Origin of the sequence: Methylorubrum sp. B1-46 (genome assembly GCF_021117295.1) — a bacterium.
In the GTDB taxonomy this organism is placed as follows: Bacteria; Pseudomonadota; Alphaproteobacteria; order Rhizobiales; family Beijerinckiaceae; genus Methylobacterium.
Window position 1 is genome coordinate 1369502 of sequence record NZ_CP088247.1, and the last position, 17307, is coordinate 1386808.

The window sequence follows — 17307 nt, forward strand, 5'->3', positions numbered from 1 at the left end:
GCGCCCCTCAGCCGAGCTTAGGCCTCTCACTCCGCCTGGAAGTCCTGCAGCGGCGCCTCTACCGTGCAGGTCACACCCTCCGGCGGATACTCCATCGATAGGGTGCCCCCGATCTGTCCGGTCAGCCCCCGTTCGATCAAGCGCGTCCCGAAGCCCTTGCGGGATGGCGGCGCGACCCAAGGTCCCCCGCGTTCGCGCCAGGAGAGCCTCAGCATTTGCCCCTTCTCGGCCGGGTACACCGACCAAGACAAAGTGACCCGACCGCTCGGGAGGGAGAGGGCGCCGTACTTGACGGCGTTCGTTGTCATCTCGTGGAGCATCAGCGCCAGCGAGAGCGCTGCCTTTCCGCTAATTTCGACCTCGGGTCCAGTGATCTCCACCCGTTCCGATGCAGCCTCCAGGACGCCGATGCCCTCACGAACCACCGCGGCAAGCGGGGCGCGCTCGGCCGCCCCGCCGAGCAAGATGTCGTGCGCCTTGCCCAGGGCGATCAGTCGCTTCACCAGCACCTCGCGCGAGGTCTCGATGTCGGTGGCGCCCCGCAGGGTCTGTGTCACGATGGCTTGCACCATCGAGAACAGGTTCTTCATTCGGTGCGAGAGCTCGTGGTTGAGCAGGCGTTGCCGCTCCTCGGCTCGCAGGCGCGCGACACCGACCTCAACCCGGTCCGCCACGGCGCGCATGAAGGCCAGCTCCTGCTCCGTCCAGGTCCGCGGCACGTTGTCGTGCACGAAGAAGAGGGCGACGTTGCTGCCGCGTTCGCGCAGGGGAATATCGACGAAGGCTGCCACGCCGATGGCTTGAAGCGCTGGCGCATGAGAGGCCGTGCGAGGGTCGGTGGTCACGTCGTAGACCACCAGCGGTTTGCCCAGCTTGAAACCGTGATGAAAGTCGCCGTAGTCAGCGAAGCGGTGGTCACCGGCGATGCTCGTCTGTCCGGGTGCCGTCCAGTCCGGCTCGACGCTCACATGCTCGCCCGTCGCGTCGAGCCGACCGAAGCCGGCTCGACTGGCGCCGAGAGCCGTGCCGGCGACCTCGGCCGCCAGCTGCGTCACCCCGGGAACATCGGTGAGATCGCGTAGCCGATCGCCCAGTTCCAGCAGCACCGTCTTGTACCGCTCGCTCTCGGCAAGGGCGACTCGCTCGGTTCGCTGTTCGGTGACGTCGCGCGCCACGCCGACGAAGCGGATCGGTTGGCCAACTTCGTCGTATTCAAGCTCGCCCTTGCGGGCGATCCAGCGTAGCTCGCCCGTGTCCGGCCGGTGGATGCGATACTCCACGTCGCGCGGAGCCTTTCCGCTTCGCCGCGTTTCCGCGGTCGAGATGAGGTGCACATCTTCGGGGATGATGAGTTGCTCGAAGGCCGTGGAGGGGTAGCTGTCGCGCGGCGGCAGTCCGTAGAGGCGGCAGAACTCGGGCGTGGCGTGCAAAATTCCGTCGAGGCCTATGGAGAACACGCCGACGCCGCCGGCCTCCTGCGCCCGCCGCAACCGGGTCTCGGCCTCGCGCCGCGCGGCGGCCTCGCCCACCTCGGCCAGCCCGGCCGACACGGTGCCGGCGAGAACCTGGGCGAGCTTGAGGTCCATGGTTGTGAAGGCGCCGCGCCGGCTCGACTGCAGCTTCAGCACCCCAACCGCCTCGCCGGCACGTCTGACCGGCACCAGGACGCAGGAGCGCAGGCGAAGGGTGGCGACGAGGTCGTGCTTGACCCGAGGGTCCTTCAGCACGTCAGGCACGAGGATCGGCTCGCCGGATAGCAGGCAGGCGCCCGCGAGGCTGGCGCGCAGCGGCACCCGCAAGCCGGTGTGAGGGACGAGCGCACCCCTGGTGGCGCGATAGACCAGTTCCTCGTCCTCGCGCATCTCGATGACGGCACCTTCGGCGTGGGGGACAGCCTCCATCGCGCCCGCAACCAGGGCGTCGAGCATGACCGCGAGATCGCCCCTGGCGCCCAACATGGCAGCTTGGGTTCGAATGAGTTCCTCGCCCTGCGCGAGTAGGCGCCGCTCGCCGCCGAGCATGCGGCGCAGTTCCAACTGCGCCATGACCTGGCCAGCAAGCGCCCGCAGAGACTCGGCCTGGCGCTCGGTCAGGCCCCCGGGTCGGGGCTCCATGTCGATGACGCAGAGGCTACCCAGAGCCTTGCCATCCGGTGTCCGGAGGGGCGCGCCGGCATAGAAGCGGATGCTTGGGCCGCCTGTCACCAAGGGATTGTCCCGCGTCCGCGGATCCAGCGTCAGGTCGGGGATGACGAGGAGACCCGGCTCGGCCATTGCGTGGACGCAAACGGACGCGTTGAGGTCGGTCCCGCACTCGGGAAAGCCGATCTTCGCCTTGAACCATTGCCGATCGCCGGCGACGAAGCTCACCAGGGCGGCGGATGTCTCGCAGATGTTGCGGGCAAGCAAGACGACGTCGTCGAACCCCTTTTCCGGAGCCGTGTCGAGGATGTCGTAGGCATCCAAGATGGCGAGCCGGGCCGGATCATGGACGTCGGCAGGGGAAGCTTCGAGCACGGTCATCGGCGGGTTGGCGGTAAGGGGCTTCGGCAGGCTTGCCGAGCGCGGCGGAGCGCGGGGTGGACACCCGTGCGCCATGCCGGACGCCGGAAGCCGGCCGACCGCGAACGAATCACGCTTGCATAGCGCATAACGGCTGTTTGGTGCAGCTTACCCGCCCGCCAAGGTTACCGATGCGGCTTCCGGATGGAGCCATTCAGGAGGAGCCCCATCGGTCCGAGCCGTTCGGGCGGCGCGGTGCCGAGGGTCAGGACGCCGCGATGAGTTCCTTGATGCGCGAGGCGAGTGCCTCCATGACGAACGGCTTGGTCAGCACGGCCATGCCGGGCTCCAGATGGCCGTTGCCGACCGCAGCGTTCTCGGCGTAGCCGGTGATGAACAGAACCTTCAGGTCCGGACGGCCGACCCGTGCGGCGTCCGCCATTTGCCGTCCATTCATGCCGCCGGGCAGGCCCACGTCGGTCACTAGCAGGTCGATCCGCACGTCCGATTGCAGCACCTTCATGCCGGCGACGCTATCAGCCGCCTCGATGGCGGTGTAGCCCAAGTCCTCCAGCACTTCGGTCACCAGCATGCGCACGGTCGGCTCATCATCGACGATCAGCACCGTCTCGCCCTGCCCAGCGCGCGGCGCGGCGGCGAGGTCCGGTATGCTCTCGGCGCCCTCTGCGACCCCGTCATGACGAGGCAGGTAGATGCACATCGTGGTGCCCTGGCCTACCTCTGAGTAGATGCGCACCTGCCCACCCGACTGCCGGGCGAAGCCGTAGATCATGGAAAGGCCGAGTCCGGTGCCCTGGCCGGTCGGCTTTGTCGTGAAGAACGGGTCGAAGGCGCGCGCGATGACCTCGGGCGTCATGCCGGTGCCCGTGTCGGATACGCAGAGCGACAGGTACTGCCCTGGGGGCAGGTCCCGCTCCCGGGCAGCGCGTTCGTCGAGCCACTTGTTGGCGGTCTCGATGGTGATGCGCCCACCGTTCGGCATCGCGTCGCGGGCGTTGATGCACAGGTTCAGAAGCGCGTTCTCCAACTGCGGCGGGTCGACCAACGCCGGCCACAGGCCCGCGGCCCCGACCACCTCGATGTGGATCGCCGGGCCGACCGTGCGCCGGATCAGCTCCTCCATGCCGTGGGTAAGCGCGTTCACGTCGGTCGGCTTCGGATCGAGTGTCTGGCGCCGCGAAAAGGCCAGCAACCGATGGGTCAGGGCCGCAGCCCTCTTCGAGGCACCCTGGGCGGCAGTCATGTAGCGGTCTAGATCCGTCAGCCGTCCCTGGGCGAGTCGGGTCTGCATCAGCTCCAGCGAACCAGATATGCCAGCGAGCAGGTTGTTGAAGTCATGGGCGATGCCGCCGGTGAGCTGGCCGACCGCCTCCATCTTCTGCGACTGCCGCAGGGCCTCCTCGGCATTGGCGAGCGCTTCGGCGGCTTCCTTCTCGACTTGGACGTCGCGCCCGACCGCGTGGATGTAGTCCTCGTCCGGCACCGCCGTCCACGACAGCCAGCGGTAGCTGCCGTCCTTGTGCTGGTAGCGGTTCTCGAAGCGCGGGATGACCGTCCCGGCCGAGAGGTCGCCCGCGGCCGCTGCGGTGGAGGTCGCGTCGTCGGGATGGACGAACTCCATGAAGGAGCGCCCGATCAGTTCGTCCTCGCTCCAGCCGAACTGCGCGGTCCAGGCCGGGTTGACCGCCACGATGGTCGCGTCGAAGCGCGCCACCAGCATCACGTCTGAGGACAGGCGCCACATGCGGTCGCGATCGCGCGTGCGCTCCTCGACCTGCTGTTCCAAGTTGCCGGCCAGCCGCGCCAACTCGGCGACGACGCGCTTCTGGTCGTCGATGTCGGTGTTGGTGCCGACCCAGCGCGTGATACGCCCGGCAGCGTCGCGTACGGGCTCGCCCCGCGCCAGGAACCAGCGGTAGGCGCCGTCGGCGCGGCGCAGCCGATACTCGGTCTCGTAGATGGTTTCGGTCGCGCGGGCCCCGCCCCAGGCGGCCGACGTCGGTCCGACGTCGTCCTGGTGGACAATGCTGGCCCAAGCATCCGGACCGAGCAGGCTTCCTGTCGGCTCGCCGCAATAGGCGTAGAACTGGTCGTTGAACCAGTACAGCGCGCCGTCGGGGTATGCGGCCCATACTTGGTTCGGGATGGCCTGCGCGAAGACCCGGAACTGCTCCTCGCTCTCGCGCCGGCTCGCCTCGGCGCGGTAACGCTCGATGGCCGCTCGGGTACGCTCGGCGATGTCGCGGATGAAGACGAGCTTGTCCGGCCGCCAATCCCGCACGTTGCGGTCATGCAGGAAGAACACCGCCACGACGCGACCGTGCTCCATCACCGGCACGTTGATCAGGGCCCGGACGCCGATGCTGAGGAGCGGCCCCGGATTTCCGGCGGTCCGCAGGTCGGTGGTCACGTCCGGGATGATGATCTCGCGGCCTTGTTCCAGGCCAGCATGGACCTCGCCGTAGTCGTCGAAGCGGTGACGGCCTGCTACACTAGCAACACCGGGCGCCGTCCAGTCCCGCTCAATCTCGATGTGCTCCAGCGCTTCGTCGACCGTGCCGTACCCGGCCCGATCCAGGCCGAGGGTTCGCGCCATGATCTCTGCACCGACCGCCGCCATCTCGGCGGTGTCGGCGCAGGCCTGCAGCCTGTCCCCGAACGCGATCAGCGCATCCCGGAACGACTCCTGCCGTCGGCGTTCGGTAAGATCGCGGGTGACGGTGCCGTAGCCAGTGACCGCCCCCCCCGCGTCGCGGACAGGGAAGAGGGTGTAGTGGACGGGGACCGGAACGCCGGTCACGAAGTTGCGGAAGGCGAGGTCACCCTCCCAGAAACCGGTCTCGCGAACCGCCGGGAGCACCTGCCCGAGCACCGTCGGGCGGTCGCTCGGCTCAAAGAAGTCAGCCACCTCGTAGCGGCGGGCTTCCTCCAAGTTGGCAAGCCCGACGAGCCTACGGCCGGCTTCGTTCAGGAACTCGGCCTTGCCGTCAAGGCCCGCGATGCCGATGAAGTCGCTCGACTGCTCGACGAGGGCGGCCAGCCGACGCAGCTGCGCCTCGGCATCGCGGGGCTCGGTGATGTCGCGGACTGTGCCCACGAAGCGCACGGGCTTGCCGTCACGGTAGACGGTGTTGCCCTTGGCGGCGACCGTGCGCTCGACCCCGTCGCTGCGCCCGATGACACGGTATTCGATGTCGAAGCCCTCGGGCGAGCCGATGGCCGCCTGGACGGCTTGATGGGCCCGCTCGCGGTCGTCCAGGTGCACGCCGGGCAGGAAGGCGTCCTCGTACGAGACAGGGTCGTCCGCCGACAGCCCGAACAGGGCGCGGGTGCGCGCGTCCCAGGTCAGCGCGCCGGTCACGAGGTCATAGTCGTATATGCCCGTACCGGATCCTTCGAGCGCCAGCCTGAGGCGGTCCTCGGCCTCTTGCAGGTCGGCCTGCGCCTGCTGGCGCTCGGCGATGTCGGTGCCCATGACGAAGAAGCCGTCCACGGTCCCGTCCTCGGTCCGGCATGGGAGGAAGCGGATTTCCGATTGCCGGAACGTGCCGTCCCGGTACGGCATGGGCGCGTCGAAGGTGACTTCTTCGCCGGCCAGCGCCCGCGCCATGTAGGAGAGCCGTTCCGCGTAGACCTCCTCCCCAAGGATATCCCGGACCTTCCGGCCGAGGATCTCGCTCGCGGGCCGTCCGAACCAAGTCTCGTAGTGCCGGTTCGCGAACCGGTAGACGTGGTCCTCGTCGATGAAGGAGATCAGCACCGGCAGCGCGTCAGTGACGACTTGCAACTCGTTCCGGACGCGGCGGGCCTCGCCTTCCCGCGCCCTAGCCTCGGTACGGTCGCGCAGGATCTTGAGAAAGCCCAGGTTGGCACCGTCGCGGCCACGCAACAGCATGAGTTCGCCGCTGGCCCAAAAGCGGGAGCCGTCCCTGCGCAGGTACCAACGCTCGTCGGCCGCACGTCCGGTCTCGATGGTGTGGCGCATCTCCGCCGCCGGCTGGCCCGCGGCGCGGTCCTCCGGGGTGAAGAAGATCGCGGAGGGCTGCCCGAGCACCTCCTCGGCCGGCCAACCCAGGATGCGCTCGGCGCCTGGGTTCCAGGCGGTGATCCGTCCCGTGGGGTCGGTAGCGATGACGGCGAAGTCGACGGTACTGTCGAAGATGGCTTGGCAGTGAGCCTCGTATCGGGGAGTGGCTTCGTCGAGCTGGCGCAGCTTCGTCGCCTCACACACGGTCGGCGCCTGCGGCTTGGACGCGTCGGCGGCGTGCGTGTACCGTCGGGACCGCTGGCCGGTCGGATCGAGTATCGGACATGACGGGGGACGTGTCCGGAACGGGTGGTGCTCTGCGGTCCAACTCGAAGAAAGGCCTTCTCGCTCGGGATGGCCGGCCGGCGTAGGCCGTGCCGGCCGGCTACGCAATCGCCGCGGACACGATTGTTCTACCAGATCATCGGGGTCCGGGCTCCCGCGGGCGAGCCCGGACCCCGGCTGCGGCTACCGTCGAGTTGGCTCAGGCCGGGATGACGTCCACGATCTCGTAGGTATCGGGGTCGATGTTGACGATATCGTCGCACACCAGGATGAAGCGGTAGCTTTGGTAGGCCGGCACCAAGCTGATCACCGCCGCCGGGAGTGGGTGCAGGGTCACGGAGCGTGGGATCGCGGTTCAGACACTAAGGCTGAAGTTCACGTTGTCGACACGGCTGACGCCGGAGCGCGTGATCGACTGGCGGAACTCGGTGCGCTTGGTCGTGTCGAGCCGGCTCACCGCTCCGCGAGCTTCGCCGCGGCTGGCACCAGCCCCGCCATGTTCGCCTCGGACCCCGGTCTCGCCGCGACCGCCGCGCTCGCCGGTCCGCTCCGAGGCGCCGTCACGCCCGCCGCTGCGTTCGCCCGCCCGACACACGCTCGCCGGGCCACGGGCGGAAGGGACGCGGTGCGTAGCTTGGGGTTTTTGAGGCCGGGCAGGCGTGCGAGCGGCCGCTTTGAGTATCTCACCCTTCCCAACAGCCTCGGTTCCTGGAAGGCCCCGGAGCTTCAGGCCGCTTCCGCGGTGGCGTAACGTCGGCGGTGTCGGAGGTAGTCGACGTCATGGCGGTCGGCGAGCCGGCCAGGCGTGGGCTACCGTCAGGCCGCCACGCCGAGTCTCCCTTCGAGGGCCGGGTGGCGCAGGCCGGCGCGGACGTCGAGCCCCGCCGTGCCGCCCTCGCTCCACGCGACCGCCGCCGGCGTGCGCCCCCCATCGGCCGTCTCAAACTCGACCGCCTCGCCGGGCGCAAGTTGCGGGGCGCCCGCGATGCGGGCGCCGTGGGAGGAGACCTCCGCGAGGCGCACCGAATGCCGCCGCCCCCGCACGTGCAGGAAGGCCGCCTCGTCGACGGTGCCCCGAACCGTGCCGCGGCGCTCCTCCAGGTCGGTCGTGACCCGCTGCACGAACTGGGTCACCGAACGCGCGAGGTCGGCCGCGACCGCCTTGAGGGACTCGGACGCGGACAGGGCGCTGTCGGCGTGCCGCTGCGTCTCCAAGGTGGCCTGCGAGACCGAGACGGCTCCGGCGTGCGCCTCGGAACTGCCCTGGGCGACCTGCGCCACGGTGCGGGAGATCTCCTGCGTCGCCGCCCGCTGCTGATCGACCGACACGGCAATCGACGTGGTCAAAGCGTTCACCTCCTGCGTGGCCGAGGCCATCGCGTGGACGGAGCCGACGGTGCGCCGCGTCGAGGCCTGGATGGCCTCCACCTGGGACACGATCTCGTCGGCCGCCCGCATGGTCTGGCCCGACAGCGCCTTCACCTCCGAGGCCACAACCGCGAAGCCGCGGCCGGCGGCGCCGGCGCGTGCCGCCTCGATGGTGGCGTTGAGCGCCAGGAGGTTGGTCTGATCGGCCACCGACTTGATCAGGCCCATGACGGTGCCGATGCGGTCGGCTACGACGGCGAGCTGCTCGACCTCCTCGTTCGTGGTCCGCGCGATCTCGGTCATGCGCGCGATGAGCTGGCTCGCCCGCTCCGTCTGGCCGGCGATGTCGGAGATGGAGGCGCTGAGTTCCTCGGCCCCCGCCGAGACCGAGAGCACGTTCTGCGCCGTCGCCGACGCCGTGGCCTCGGAAGCGGCCGCCTGACGGCTCGAATGCTCGGCGACGCCGCTGAGGGCGAGCGCAGTCTCGCGCATGCCGCCGGTCTCGCGTTCGACCGTGCGCTCGATCTCGACGAGGGCGTCGCGGAACTTGGCGACGACCTCGCCGAGGCGGCGCTGGCGGTGGGCCTCCAGGTTACGGTTCTGGCCGGCCTCCGCCTCGGCGCGGCGCTGCGCCAACACGCTGTCGGCGGCCTGCCGGGTGGCCGCCTCGGCGGAGGCTAGCGCCTTAGCGAGCTGGCGGGCAGCCAGCACCAGGGCGGCGGCCTCGGTGACGAGGACGACGGCATGCAGCACGACGCGCAGGTACTCGGCCCCGTTCGGGAACACGGCGGCCGGGTAGAGTACGTTCAACGCGAGGTGGTGGACGGCCACGACGCCGGCCGCCACGAGGACGGACGACCAGCAGCACCAGCCGGCGGCGACCGCGAGGGCGGCGAAGAAGACCATGTGCAGGTCGATCTGCAGGTGCGTGCCCGAGGCGGCCAGCACCAGCAGGCCGACCAGCATCATCATGGCGGCCGACGAGAGGTGGCGCGTGATGGCCGCCGCCCCGTGCCGGCGGGCGGCGGCGAGGGTCGCGCCGGGCAGGAGGACCGCGAGGACCGTCACGAGCACGGGCATAACGTCCCGCCACCAGGCGAATGCCGTGACGATGGCGGCGAGCACGCCGAGCGCGCCGAGCATCACCGGCAGGAAGGCGAGGCGAAGGCGGTCGAGGCTGCTGCTGTCGGTCATGATGGGGATGATCCGGTGAGGATTGGGGGAGACCGGTAGCCCGGGAAGCAGGCGCCCAGGGGCCCGGCGGCGAGGACGAGGAAGGCGCCGGCCCGGCGCAGGTCGGCGGCGGCGTCGCGCCCGGAGGCATCGAGCACCGCGACGTGCCCGCCGGTGGAGAGCCACAGGATGGAGGCGCCCGAGGCGGCGACGGCCTTGGGGATTGGGGCGTCGGGGAAGAGGGTGAGGACCGCGACGGGCTCGCCGGGGCGTGGCGCGAGGGCGAGGGCGACCGGGGCGAGGCCGCAGCCGGCGACCAGGGCGCATGTCAAAGCGGCGACCCGGAGCGGCGGGAGCGTCGTGGACGTGTCTCGTGTCATGCGCCCCTTCATGCCCGCCCCCGTCCAAGCCGACCCGACACCCTTATGCGGGCGAGATCGACGCTCGCCCCCGCCCACAGGCTCAGGCGCGTTTCCGGTCGTCGGCGACGACGAGAACCGTGCCGTGCGTGTGCTGGGCGAACTGTCCGATGGGCGACGGGCGGCCCATCAGGTAGCCCTGGGCAGCGTGGCACTGTTCGGCGGCGAGGAAGCCGAGTTCGGCGTCGGTCTCGACGCCTTCCGCCAGCACCGGCAGGCCGAGGCCGCGCCCCAGGCCAAGCACCGAGCGCACGATGGCCGCGGTCTGCTCGTTGCTGTCGACGGAGCGCACGAACGAGCCGTCGATCTTGATCTTGTCGAACGGGAACGAGCGCAGGTTCGAGAGCGACGAGTAGCCTGTGCCGAAGTCGTCCATGGCGATGCGCAGGCCGATCGCCTTCAACTGGCGCAGCGTGAGGAGCGCCCGGTTCGGGTCGCTGATCAGGGCCGTCTCGGTCACCTCGACCTCAAGGCGGCCGGGCGCCAGCCCGGTCTTGAGCAGCACCTCATGCACCAGCCCGACGAAGTACGGGCTGTGGATCTGCACCGCCGAGACGTTGACGGCGATGGACAGCGGATTCGGCCAGGTCGCTGCCTCCCGGCAGGCCTCGCGCAGCACCCACTCGCCGATCTGCAGGATGGCGTCGCTTTCCTCGGCGATGGGGATGAACAGGGCGGGCGAGACGTAGCCGCGCTCCGGGTGCTTCCAGCGCAGCAGCGCTTCGAAGCCGATTACCTCGCCCGAGCCGACGTCGGTCTGAGGCTGGTACACGAGCTGCATCTCGCCACGGGCCACGGCGTGGCGCAGGTCGTGCTCCAGCAGGCGGCGCTCGCGCACCTCCACGCCCATCTTGGCCTCGAAGAAGCGGTAGGTGCCGCGCCCCTCCGACTTCGCGCGGTAGAGCGCGGTGTCGGCGTAGCTTAGGAGCGAGGCCCGCTCCTGCGCGTCGTCCGGATACAGGGCTACGCCGATGCTGGTCGCGATCTGCGGGCCGCCTGCGTCCGCCCTGCCGGCGCGCAGCGCCTCCAGGATGCGCTCGGCGAGGCGGCCGGCTTCGGAGGGGCCTTCGCACGGCATCAGCACGGCGAACTCGTCGCCGCCCAGCCGCGCTATCATCTGCGTGTCGTCGAGCTCGCCCGCGACGATGCGGGCGACGCTCTCCAGCATGGCGTCGCCGGCGGCGTGGCCGAATAGGTCGTTTACCTCCTTGAAGCGGTCGAGGTCGAGGCAGAGCACCGCGAGCTTGCGCCCGCCCGCGTCGGCGGCGCGCAGCTCTTGGTCGAGGCGCTTGGCGAAGCTGGCCCGGTTGGCCAGCCCGGTGAGGGCGTCGTGGTGGGCGAGGAACTGGATCTGGCGCTCGGCTTGGCGCCGCGCCCGCAGGTCGCGCACGGCGACGGCGTAGTGCGGCCGACCGGCATGATCGACCGGCTGCATGATGATCTCGACCGGCACGAGCGTCCCGTCGGCCCGGCGCAGCTCGGCCTCGACCCGGCGCTCGGGCTGGCCGGCGAGCGCGAGCCGGGCCGCGTCGCCCAGCAGGTACGCCGATAGGGCCGTGCCCGCGAGCGCACCGGGCGGCAAGCCAACCAGCTTGGCGAAGCTGCGGTTGGCGCTGACGATCGCGTCGCCGGTGCAGACCACGAGCCCCTCGACCGCGGCGTTGGCGAGGCTGTGCAGGCGGTCGGCCTCCACCTTGGCGTGGCGGCGGTCGCGCACGTCGAGCGCGAGTGCGGCCCCGGCCAGCAGCAGGATGGCGAAGCTCGCGAGGGCCACGGCCACCGCGAGCCAGGCGTTCGGGATCGCGGCCTCCGACACGGCGCGTGTTGGGTCGGGCGTGACGGTGACGGCGCCCATGGCGGTGAAGTGGTGGCTGCAGATGGCAAGCAGCAGCAGGAGCGCCGCCGGCACCTGGCGAACGAGGCCGCGGGCGCCGAGCTGGGCCGCCAGGGCGGCAGCGCCGAGGATGCCGCCCAGCGCGAGCGAGACGCCGACGGTTGCGGGATCCCACGTCTTGTCGCCGGCCACGTCGTAGGCGGCCATGCCGGTGTAGTGCATCGCCGCGATGCCGAGCCCGAGGATCGCGCCGCCGGCCCAGGCTGCGATCCGGCCCCCGACGAGGACAGCGAGAGACAGGCCAAAGCCGACCAGGGCGACGGCGATGGCGAGGGACAGGCCGGTGAGCGCCACGTCGTAGCCGCTCGGCACGCCCGGCGCGAAGGCGAGCATGGCGATGAAGTGGGTCGCCCAGATGCCGGACCCGCCCGCCGTCGCCGCGACGGCGAGCCATCCGGCCTGGACCCACCCGCCCGCCCTGCGCGCGTGGCTGACGAGGCAGATCGTCGTCAGGGCCGAGAGGGCGCAGATGCCAGCCGCCAAGGCGACAAGCCGGAAGTCATGAGCTTCGACGAGGCATCCAACGACGGTGAGCATAGGGCAGCCCTGGGGACGTTCGAATCACCATGTTGGGCCACGTCCGTGTAGATCGATTTAATGGCGTGCAATCGGCATATGGATCCACAGGCTGCGTCCTGAAGCTTTGCTGCGGCGCCCGGTCGCAACTCCGTGCTCCCGTTCAAGCCTGGGCGACGGCCCCGAACGCTTTGAGGGCCGCCTGCCCGGCGGCGCCCGCGTCCGCCGCGGCGCCGTACGCCTCCGGCGAGACCCTGACGGAGACGCCGTCGGCGTCGGTCAGGTGCCAACGGTACTGGCCGTGGTTCTCGCCGCAGGCCTCGACGGTGACGTTGACCGGCGTGGGATCGTCCATGCCTCAGGCGTCCTTCCGCGGGTCGTAAACCCAGTTCATCAGCGACAGCCGCCAGGGCGAGTCCTTCACCGCGTCCTTGTCCTTCGGTCCGCCCTGCTTGAGGTGCCGGCGCACGTAGCCGACGACCTTGCGCATGTGCCCATAGTCCTCATCCGTGAGCTCGGACTTCTTCTTGTGCTGCATCTCGACGATGCGCCGGCGCTCGACGTGGCCCGTGGACTCGCCGCCGTCCTTCTTCTGACCGACCGACTGGCTCTCCTCGCTCTTGAGGTGCTTCTCCAGGGCCGAGGCCGTCATATTCACGACCACCTTGAACTCCTTGTAGCTCTCCTCGTGGTCCTCGTTCGCCGCCATCGTTCGTCTCCGGTCGGGTGATGGGCGACCCCGCTGGGCGCCGCCCGGGATTGAGGTCAGCTATCGGCCTTGGAGCCGCTCAGCGTCAGGTCGAGGTAGGTCTTGGTGACCCGCTCGATGAGGGCGGCGATCTCCTCGGCGGCCTGCGTCTCTTCCTCGACGGCCGCGCGGAAGCCCGTGACCTTGTCCGACTGGCCGGCCCGCTCGGCGATGACTGCGAGCGAGCGGTAGGCGGCGGCCTGGTCGTACTGATAAGCTTAGCCCGCGTAGAGGTTCTTCAGCGTCTCGTCCTGCGCGATGGCATGCAGTGCGCGCCGACCGCAGCCAATTCGAGACGGCCCTGGTGAACATGGCGGTCAACGCCCGCGACGCGATGGACGGTGAGGGCACGCTCACCCTGCGGCTGGCCTGCGGGACGCCGAAGCCGGCCATCCGGGGGCATGCCCCCGCCCCCGGCCCCTTCACCGCCGTGTCGCTGGCCGACACGGGCTCAGGCATCCAGCCGGAGGTGGTCGGGCGAATCTTCGAGCCGTTCTTCACCACCAAGGAGGTGGGTAAGGGAACTGGGCTCGGCCTGTCCCAGGTGTTCGGCTTCGCCAAGCAGTCGGGCGGCGACGTGGACGTGGCAAGCGCGCTCGGCCACGGCACAACCTTCACCCTGTACCTGCCGCAGGTCGAGGGGGCCGGGGGCGGGGAGGAGGCGGCAGACCGCTTGGAGGCGGGGACGGGTGGGTCGGGCCAGCGGGTGCTGGTTGTCAAGGATAACGTCGAGGTCGGCCGCTTCGCCACGCAGATCCTGGAGGATCTCGGGTACAAGACGACCTGGGCGGCGAACGTGGGGGAGGCATTGGCGCTGCTCGGCCCGGACGGTGCGGACTTCGATGCCGTGTTCTCGGACGTCGTCAGGCCGGGCATGAACGGCGTTGACCTCGCCCGCGAGATCCGGCGGCGGAAGCCGGGCCTGCCGGTGGTGCTGACGTCCGGCTACAGCCACGTGCTCGCCCAGGAAGACGGCCACGGCTTCGAGCTCCTGCACAAGCCCTACTCGGCCGAGCAGATCTCGCGCATCCTCCAGCGCCTCCCCCTGCGGCGGGGCTGAGTCCGCCGCCGGACGGCCGCTCAGGCCTCGTCCTCGACGGCCAGGGGCGACGGTCGGCGGCCGGAAGGCTTCGGGGGCATGCGGGGGCAGTCGGGTCGATGCGAGGAGGGGTGCTGCAACCGCTCGTGTCCCGAAGCGGTTTCAGTTTGGCCTCAGCTCTCCGCCAGAGCCTGCCTAGGGTTCGTGGCGGGAGTGGCCGCAAACTCGCCATCACCGCGTATCATGGCCGGCCCTGCATCCCCGGCCGGCAAGGAGACCACCCTGGCCGCCGCGTTTCCCATCCAGGCCCCACCGCAGAGCATGTCCAAGACCGCCGCGCCCCCGACCGTTGCCTTCCTGTCGGGAGGTGGCCAGATGGGGGCGCGCATGCGCGTCCACGATTGGTCGTCCTCCTCGCTCGGTTGGCCGGAAACCTGGCCGCAGGCGCTGCGCTCGGTCGCGAGCCTGATGCTCGGCTCCCGGTTCCCGATGTTCGCGGCCTGGGGGACGGACCTCGCCTTCGTCTACAACGACGCCTACGCGGAGATCCTGGGCGACAAGCACCCGGCCGCCCTCGGGCGCCGCTTCCACGAGATCTGGCCCGAGATCTGGGAGGCCATCACGCCCTACGTCGAGAGCGCCATGGCCGGCGAAGCGACCTGGGCCGAGAACCTGCCGTTCACGATGAACCGGCACGGCTACGACGAGCAAACCTGGTTCACCTTCTCCTACTCGCCGATCCGCGACGATGCCGGCGTCGTGGGCGGCATGTTCTGCTCCTGCACCGAGACCACCGCCAGGGTCAGGGCCGAGGAGGCGCTGCGCGCCAGCGAGGCAGGGGCGTCCGGCGTGCTGGAAGGCATGGGCGAGGGCTTCATGCTCCTCGACCACGAGTTTCGCATCCTGCAGATGAACACCGAGGGTTTCCGCCTGGAGGAAAGACCGCCGGATCAGGTCGTCGGGCATTCGCACTGGGAAGTCTACCCGGGCTCTGAGGCGATGCCCATCGGGCAGATGTACCTGCGGGCCATGCGCGAGCGCGTCTCTCTCACGCTGGAGCATCGCTACATCTGGCCGGACGGGCACGCGGCTTGGCTGGAAGTACGCGCCTACCCGCATCCCGAAGGGCTTGCGCTGTTCTACCGGGACGTGACCGAGCGGCGCGAGCGCGAGGACGCGCTGCGCGAGGCCGAGGCGCGGTTCCAGACCATCGCCAACTCCATCGACCAGATGGTTTGGTCGACCCGAGCGGACGGCTACCACGACTACTATAACCAGCGCTGGTACGATTTTACCGGCGTGCCGGCGGGAACGACGGACGGCGCGGAGTGGGAGGGCATCGTCCATCCGGACGACAGAGAGCGGACCCTGAAGGTCTGGGGTGAGTGCCTGGCGAGCGGCGAGCCCTATCGGATTGAATACCGGCTGCGGCACAAGTCCGGGCAGTACCGCTGGACGCTCGGCCGCGCCCTGCCCATGCGCGACGCGGCCGGACGCATCACGCGCTGGTTTGGGACGTGCACTGACATCCAGGACATCGTCGAGGCGCGGGACGTGCTGGCGCGCTCGCGCGAGGAACTCGAAGGCTTGGTGGCCGAGCGCACCGCCGACCGGGACCGCATGTGGCGGCTCTCCACGGACATCATGCTGGTCGCCCGCTACGACGCCGTCATCGAGGCGGTGAACCCGGCCTGGACGACGCTGCTCGGCTGGGGCGAGCGCGACCTCGTCGGAGGCGCCTTCATGGACCTCGTCCATCCGGACGACGTCGCGCCGACGCTGGCCGAGGTCGGCAAGCTGTCGGAAGGGCTGACCACCCTGCGCTTCGAGAACCGCTACCGCGCCAAGGACGGCAGCTACCGTTGGCTCTCGTGGACTGCCGTTCCGGCCGAGGACCTCATCCACGCGGTCGGGCGGGACGTCACGGCGGAGAAGGAGGCGGCGCAGGCGCTCGCGGAGACCGAGGAGGCGCTGCGGCAGTCGCAGAAGATGGAGGCTGTGGGCCAGCTCACGGGCGGCATCGCCCATGACTTCAACAACCTACTCACCGGCATCTCCGGCAGCCTGGAGCTGCTGCAGACCCGCATGAGCCAGGGCCGCCTGACCGACATCGACCGGTACATGACGGCCGCGCAGGGGGCGGCTAAGCGCGCGGCCGCGCTGACGCACCGCCTGCTCGCCTTCTCACGCCGGCAGACGCTTGACCCGAAGCCGACGGACGTGAACGCCCTGATCCACGGCATGGAGGAGCTGATCCGCCGGACCGTGGGACCGTCCGTCCACATCGAGGTCGTCGGGGCCGGCGGTCTGTGGCCGGCCCTCGTGGACCCGGGCCAGCTTGAGAACGCGCTCCTGAACCTTTGCATCAACGCCCGTGACGCCATGCCGGACGGAGGCCGCATCACGGTCGAGACCGCCAACAGGTGGCTCGACCATCGCGCGGCCCGGGAGAGGGAGTTGCCGCCCGGGCAGTACCTGTCGCTGTGCGTCTCGGACACCGGCGCCGGCATGAGCGCGGACGTGATCGCGAAGGCGTTCGACCCGTTCTTCACGACGAAGCCCATCGGCCAGGGTACCGGGCTGGGCCTGTCTATGATCTACGGTTTCGCGAAGCAGTCGGGCGGACAAGTGCGCATCTACTCGGAGGTCAGGCAGGGCACGACCGTGTGCCTGTACCTGCCGCGCCACCACGGCGACGTCCCTGCAAGCGGGGCGTTGACGGACCTTGCCGACGCGCCCCGGGCTGAACCCGGGGAGACGGTGCTGGTCGTGGACGACGAGCCCTCCGTGCGCATGCTGGTGGCCGAGGTGCTGGAGGACCTGGGCTACGCAGCCATCGAGGCGGCGGACGGTCCCTCCGGGCTGAGGGTGCTGCAGTCGGACACGCGGGTCGACCTCCTGATCACCGACGTGGGCCTGCCCGGCGGCATGAACGGGCGGCAGGTCGCTGACGCGGCCCGGGTGACCCGGCCTGGGCTGAAGGTCCTCTTCATAACCGGCTACGCCGAGAACGCGGTGGTGGGCAACGGCTACCTGGAACCGGGCATGCAGGTGCTCACGAAGCCGTTCGTGATGGAAGCCCTGGCCTCACGCATCCGGGACATGATCGAGGCGTGACGCCAACGTCCGTCAGGCATGGGGCGGCTCGGTGACCGTGAGTGAGTGCCGACGCTGTCTCGCGTGAACCGCCATGCCCGACGGACGTTGCCGGACACCGCAGGAGGACAACCACCCCATGCAGCAGCGCTGGCCAAGCCGGTTGTGGATCGTGCGGCACGGCGAGAGCGCCGGCAACGTCGCCGCCGACGCCGCACAC

Annotated in this window: 9 protein-coding genes and 1 pseudogene; 2 read left to right on the forward strand and 8 right to left on the reverse strand. The window is 69.9% G+C overall.

Features of this window, described 5'->3' with window-relative positions; all coding sequences use genetic code 11:
* Positions 1–26 precede the first annotated feature (26 nt).
* From LPC10_RS06525 to LPC10_RS06560, 8 genes are all read right to left on the reverse strand, one after another.
* Complete coding sequence (locus LPC10_RS06525) at positions 27–2522, reverse strand: GAF domain-containing protein (protein ID WP_231345970.1); 2496 nt, start codon at positions 2520–2522, stop codon at positions 27–29.
* A 244-nt stretch (positions 2523–2766) separates the two neighbouring features.
* Positions 2767–6753, reverse strand: coding sequence for a PAS domain S-box protein (locus LPC10_RS06530; protein WP_231345971.1), 3987 nt, complete (start codon positions 6751–6753; stop codon positions 2767–2769).
* 280 nt (positions 6754–7033) lie between these two features.
* Complete coding sequence (locus LPC10_RS06535) at positions 7034–7171, reverse strand: DUF1236 domain-containing protein (RefSeq protein ID WP_231345972.1); 138 nt, start codon at positions 7169–7171, stop codon at positions 7034–7036.
* A 479-nt stretch (positions 7172–7650) separates the two neighbouring features.
* On the reverse strand, positions 7651–9396 hold the full coding sequence (locus tag LPC10_RS06540; RefSeq protein ID WP_231345973.1) for a methyl-accepting chemotaxis protein: 1746 nt from the start codon (positions 9394–9396) through the stop codon (positions 7651–7653).
* Positions 9393–9755 carry a hypothetical protein gene (locus LPC10_RS06545; protein WP_231345974.1) on the reverse strand — a complete coding sequence of 121 codons (363 nt, stop codon included), beginning with the start codon at positions 9753–9755 and terminating at the stop codon, positions 9393–9395. Before LPC10_RS06545 ends, LPC10_RS06540 begins: the two co-directional genes overlap by 4 nt.
* Before the next feature lie 82 nt (positions 9756–9837).
* Entirely contained in the window at positions 9838–12225 is a 2388-nt protein-coding gene (locus LPC10_RS06550; RefSeq protein WP_231345975.1) for an EAL domain-containing protein, read from the reverse strand.
* Between the two features lie 142 nt (positions 12226–12367).
* On the reverse strand, positions 12368–12559 hold the full coding sequence (locus LPC10_RS06555) for a hypothetical protein (RefSeq protein ID WP_231345976.1): 192 nt from the start codon (positions 12557–12559) through the stop codon (positions 12368–12370).
* A 3-nt stretch (positions 12560–12562) separates the two neighbouring features.
* On the reverse strand, positions 12563–12913 hold the full coding sequence (locus tag LPC10_RS06560) for a DUF3140 domain-containing protein (RefSeq protein ID WP_231345977.1): 351 nt from the start codon (positions 12911–12913) through the stop codon (positions 12563–12565).
* A 307-nt stretch (positions 12914–13220) separates the two neighbouring features.
* Here LPC10_RS06560 and LPC10_RS06570 point away from each other — a divergent pair.
* Together LPC10_RS06570 and LPC10_RS06575 are read left to right on the forward strand one after the other, a co-directional pair.
* A pseudogene (locus LPC10_RS06570) lies at positions 13221–14012 on the forward strand (ATP-binding protein); the annotation flags it as partial.
* A gap of 300 nt (positions 14013–14312) precedes the next feature.
* A complete protein-coding gene (locus LPC10_RS06575) occupies positions 14313–17108 on the forward strand; it encodes a PAS domain-containing sensor histidine kinase (protein ID WP_231346982.1) in 2796 nt (931 codons plus the stop codon).
* Positions 17109–17307 lie beyond the last annotated feature (199 nt).